4 protein-coding genes are annotated in these 4,610 nt (G+C 44.6%); 2 read left to right on the plus strand and 2 right to left on the minus strand.

Features of this window, described 5'->3' with window-relative positions; all coding sequences use genetic code 11:
* Positions 1-85 precede the first annotated feature (85 nt).
* Both AC1DUA_RS34320 and AC1DUA_RS34325 read right to left on the minus strand, forming a co-directional pair.
* The gene (locus AC1DUA_RS34320) at positions 86-514 is read right to left on the minus strand and encodes a hypothetical protein (protein WP_477503999.1); all 429 of its coding nucleotides are present in this window, start codon (positions 512-514) and stop codon (positions 86-88) included.
* Complete coding sequence (locus tag AC1DUA_RS34325) at positions 474-1,892, minus strand: hypothetical protein (protein WP_477504000.1); 1,419 nt, start codon at positions 1,890-1,892, stop codon at positions 474-476. The genes AC1DUA_RS34320 and AC1DUA_RS34325 overlap by 41 nt, the downstream gene beginning before the upstream one ends.
* A 252-nt stretch (positions 1,893-2,144) precedes the next feature.
* Between AC1DUA_RS34325 and AC1DUA_RS34330 the strand changes: the two genes are divergently transcribed.
* The gene (locus AC1DUA_RS34330) at positions 2,145-2,729 is read left to right on the plus strand and encodes a hypothetical protein (protein WP_477504001.1); all 585 of its coding nucleotides are present in this window, start codon (positions 2,145-2,147) and stop codon (positions 2,727-2,729) included.
* 191 nt (positions 2,730-2,920) lie between these two features.
* A complete protein-coding gene (locus AC1DUA_RS34335) occupies positions 2,921-3,592 on the plus strand; it encodes an HAD family hydrolase (RefSeq protein WP_477504002.1) in 672 nt (223 codons plus the stop codon).
* Positions 3,593-4,610: the final 1,018 nt, after the last annotated feature.

Consider the following 4,610-nt stretch of genomic DNA (forward strand, 5'->3'; position numbering starts at 1 on the left):
TTAATGAAGATTGTGAAGCAGTTGAAATAGCTTGAACGAAAAAAAGATCGTAACCGACGATGCCGGATACGATCTTTTTGATGTTTTACTTGGCAGCAGGAGCTGTTACTTTCCAGTTTTTCTTATAGATGATGCGATCCCCGACCTTGATTTCAAGCGTCATGGGATTGCTTCCTGGCAGTAGCGGGGCGTCAAGCCTCACGTCAAAGACGTCTACGTTCATACCGAGCCCGTAAAGGCGATTTATTGTTGCTTTGTAGCTTTCAACTGGAACGTCTGGAGCGGCATCGCTCCGTCTCACGAGGATTGTCATCTCAGGGGACTGCGTTCCCGCTTCCATATATGTGTTCCCGTACAGCAGACCAGAGAGAGGCAAGGAATTCCCGTCGACCGCCGAAGGCAGGGTGAAACTGCCGATCTCATATTCGCGGGAACTTAAAACGACGTGCTTTTCGCCAAAAATGACCTTGTCGTTATAAATCGTGGAAGCGCCGAAAAGCTGGCGCAGCTGCAAGCTTTACTTCTCCGACTGGCGTGTCGTGCCAGAAGGTCTCCGCCTTATGCTCCCCAGCCTTGAGCTGGAACCCGTACCCCGCTGTATCCATGAATAACCACCAGCCATTTGCATCGGGACCGGTCAGCTTGAACAGGTACTGTTTCGCCAAAAAGTCCGCGCTGAGCTGCGGCTCGCCATTCTGCAAATGACCAATGGTGTCGGTGCCGAACGTAAATATCCCCGCATCATTGTGATAAAAGGCGCCTTGATACCGTGTCGCTGAGCGAATCTGCGCATCGTTCTCGCGGCCCTTCAGCACGATACTATCTTCAAAGGGCTGAAGTTCCACCCAGCCTTCGCCGACGAAGGAGCTGATTTTGTACCATCGCGTCCCGTCCGGAGCGCTCCAAGCAGCCAATGGCTGCAAGGTTTGTGGTCCAATCTGCCCGTTTTTCAGCGGAATGCCGCTGTTCGGAAAACGCATGATGGGCGTCGCACCGTTATGAAGTACGATCGCTGCTGTATCGTCAGACGTCTCTTCCGGCTCGGCATAGGAGGGGCTGAACCAGCCCTCGGCTTGTTCGTTCCGCACATGGTACCAGTCTTCATGGGTCATGAAGCCGTCGTCATTCACCGTCGTTTCAATGACGTTCAAAGCTTCGGCTGGAAACTCCGAGATAATATCGGAATAGGCATAAGGATACTTGAACAAGACGTAGGGTTTCGTTCTCTTAATGGTCTGCTGGCTAGCCTGAATCGGCATGCCAGGGCCGTATGCCCACTTCGTACCTTGCTCCATCTCGAAGCTGTAAGAGTTGCCGAGTAGAGAACGGAACTGGCCGGTTTGCCGTACGAACAGGTTCGTCAGCAATCCATCGCTCTGCTCCGTAATCACGTGCAGAAAGGGTGAATTCTGATAGTTAACGCCTGGATAAAACGCCCAATTGTTCGTCTCTGAATACGTGCCGATTTCATCGAGATGCAGGTGAATCCATTGATCCCCGAGCCACGTAGTGTGAATTTTGAGCCAGTGCATCGGATTGTAGTCGGGTTCCGCTTGCCGGAACCAATTCTTCTCCGCGCCGACGACCGTAACGTCCTGCGGGCCGACATCGGTCTGTATTTTCCACCAATTATAAGCCCCTGACCAATGCGACTCCGCTTCGATGACTTTGACCGTTTGAGGGGAGAAAGTGCCTTCCGGCTCGTTTTTGAACGTGTTCGGAATGACGTAGTAAGGCATGTTTTCTACGAACGTAAGTGTCTTGGGGATGAAAATGCCGTCTGCCGGTTGCGTCGGCGTATCTGCATATTCCGATGCGCTAGCGCCTGAGGTCAACAGCAAAAACGGGATTGCAGCGCTTACTGCCGCGATGAGAGTTGCTTTTCTCCACATACGTCGGTCTCCTTTTGGATGAAATTTTCAATCGTCTAGTATATTCTACTAAGAAATGGTTCAGAAGTTGTGGTGAAGATCCGAATCAGTTGGCAAACAGGAATGTGCGGTTGAAAATAAGGATGTGACTGAAATATTTATCATTAATACAAGACGTCTGAAATATATTTTTGTGGAGGAGTCGGGATTCTATCCTGCTTGCGTGCGATATGACCTTTATATAAGAGTGTAAATAAAGGGAGGAAGAAGTTTATGGCAAAAAGAAAATCAACGCCAAAAAAAGCGAGGACAGATCGCTCTTCGGTGGGATCTCAAACCGAAGCAACTAGGAATGGAAAATCCCCAATCGATCCTCCTGTTAATATTTCAAGTAATAATGAAAGTAGAATCAACCCTGGTTCTGTAAATCAAGAAGGGGCCTCTGGCTCCTACAGTAACAGTGCAATTGCAATGATGCCGTCTCATCAGCCAGTCTCTGCATCAAAGCAAGAGCAGACCCTCGGTGTTAAGATTGCGAGAGCGATGTTATCAGGCCCTCGGATTATTACCAAAGATGCAACAGTTGCAGAAATGGATGGAGACGGCAGTAACACCGATCCTTTTGATAAAACAAGCCCGGCCATTCCGATTGGTCCCCACTGGATGATCGTGTGGCCTTTTGATGCCAAACAGGGCGGACTGCCTAATACAATTAGAGATGCAGGTGCCTGGGTGATGTTCGATGGTACTCCATACGCCTATCTGCACATTTGCGGCACACCCTGGATGGGCAATGTGTACAATGATGCTCTGGACCCAATCTGGACTATGGTATATAGCCCTCCAATAGAGTATTGATGCTTGAGCGGATGCTAGGTGATAAGAACAGTATTTATTCAGGGCCGCGCAAATCGCGGCTTTTATTATTTTTTGGATCAATTTGAGAGATGTTTGCTAAACGAATAGGAGATTAGTTATATACAAATTAACTATAATGCGTTACCATGGTAAAGTGGTAAAGAGATGTGGGGAAGAGGTGTTTTGATTTAATGTATAAAGCTGTGTTTCTTGATTTCTACGGTACACTCGTGCACGAAGATGATGTGTTTATTGAGGAAATATGCAAAAAAATCTTAAAATCGACTTCAACTCAAACTACTACCAGAGAAATCGGAAGATATTGGTGGAATTCTTTTTCTAATACGTTTTACTCATCTTTTGGCGATAACTTTAGAACTCAACGTGAAATCGAACTACGTTCCCTAGAGGATACAATTTCTTTTTACAATTCATCTGAAAATCCAAGAGAACTTAGCGAAATTTTATTTGATCACTGGCAAACTCCTCAACTTTTTGAGGACACAAATGTATTTTTGAGGAGTATCAGTATCCCGAAAATAATCCTCTCAAACATTGACCGAAAAGATATTCAATCAGCTATTAAACATAACGGATTAGCATTAGAAAACGTTATTACTAGTGAAGACGTAAAATCTTATAAGCCAAGACCTGAGATGTTTCAGGGAGCCCTAGCAGCATATAATCTTAGCCCCTTAGAGGTTCTACATGTTGGTGACTCTCTTTCCAGTGATGTTGCAGGTGCCCACAACGCAGGAATTAAGGTTGCTTGGATTAATCGGAAAAATAGATCATTGCCAGAAAATTATTCGCCAGATTACATCATAAATTCGTTACAAGAATTGATTTCTATATTTGCGTAATTCAACGTAAATCGTAACTTCAATAGATCACAAAATGAGGCTACCACCGCGAAAACAACAACATTGCTTAACAACAAAATCTAGAATGGGCGGAATGCATATACACATCCTTTCCCAAGGGAAGGAAGTAATTGGAGACTATTTCTTCGTCCCTGATAAACCCTATCGATTTAATAAAGAGGATGCTGTTAATCAGGATAGGATTAATTTGAAAATATTAGGCTGGTTCGCATCACCGCCGTCTAATGTGTACAATGATGCTCTGGATCCAATCTGGACTATGGTATATGGTCCTCAAATAGAGTATTGATGCTTGAGCGGGTGCTAGGTGATAAAAACAGTATCTATTCAGGGCCGCGCAAATCGCGGCTTTTATTATTTTTGGGATCAATTTCAGAGATGTTATATGCCCTGTTTGCGGTTATGATGAGCTACAACAAGCACCCTATGATGCAGATGGTAATGAATCATATGAAATTTGTCATTGTTGCGGTTTTGAATTTGGATTTGATGACATCTACGATGGTCACACATTCGAGAGTTACAGAAATGAATGGATGAGCACTGGAGCGACGTGGTTTTATGAAAAATCTAAACCTAAATGTTGGGATTTAAATCAACAGCTTAAAAAAATTGAAAGAATACAGCCGATGTATATCCCTTTTTGGAAAAAGAAAAGTACTCCGAAGTGGATTGAAGCTGGAAAGATACTCGCTTCAAATTCAACCGATAAAGTGTCTTGTCCAAAGTGCGATAATCATTTTCTTATGGTTCAAGATGTCCCCATAATGTATGAAAAAAAGATTGAAGGAATAATTTCATGCCCTGCTTGCTTCGCGAAGAACATAATGTTAATGCCAGATAACAGTTGACCGTTTAACTAACCTAAAACAATAGTTCAATGATCAGGGTCAGTTCAGCGCGCGTAGAGGCTCCCTGGTTTTACTAACTTTTAATATCAGGAGGTAGGGTATGGAAATTAACATACGAGAAGTTGCAGCAAAAGATTATCCTGAAG

This window comes from Paenibacillus sp. 01T422, assembly GCF_056398785.1.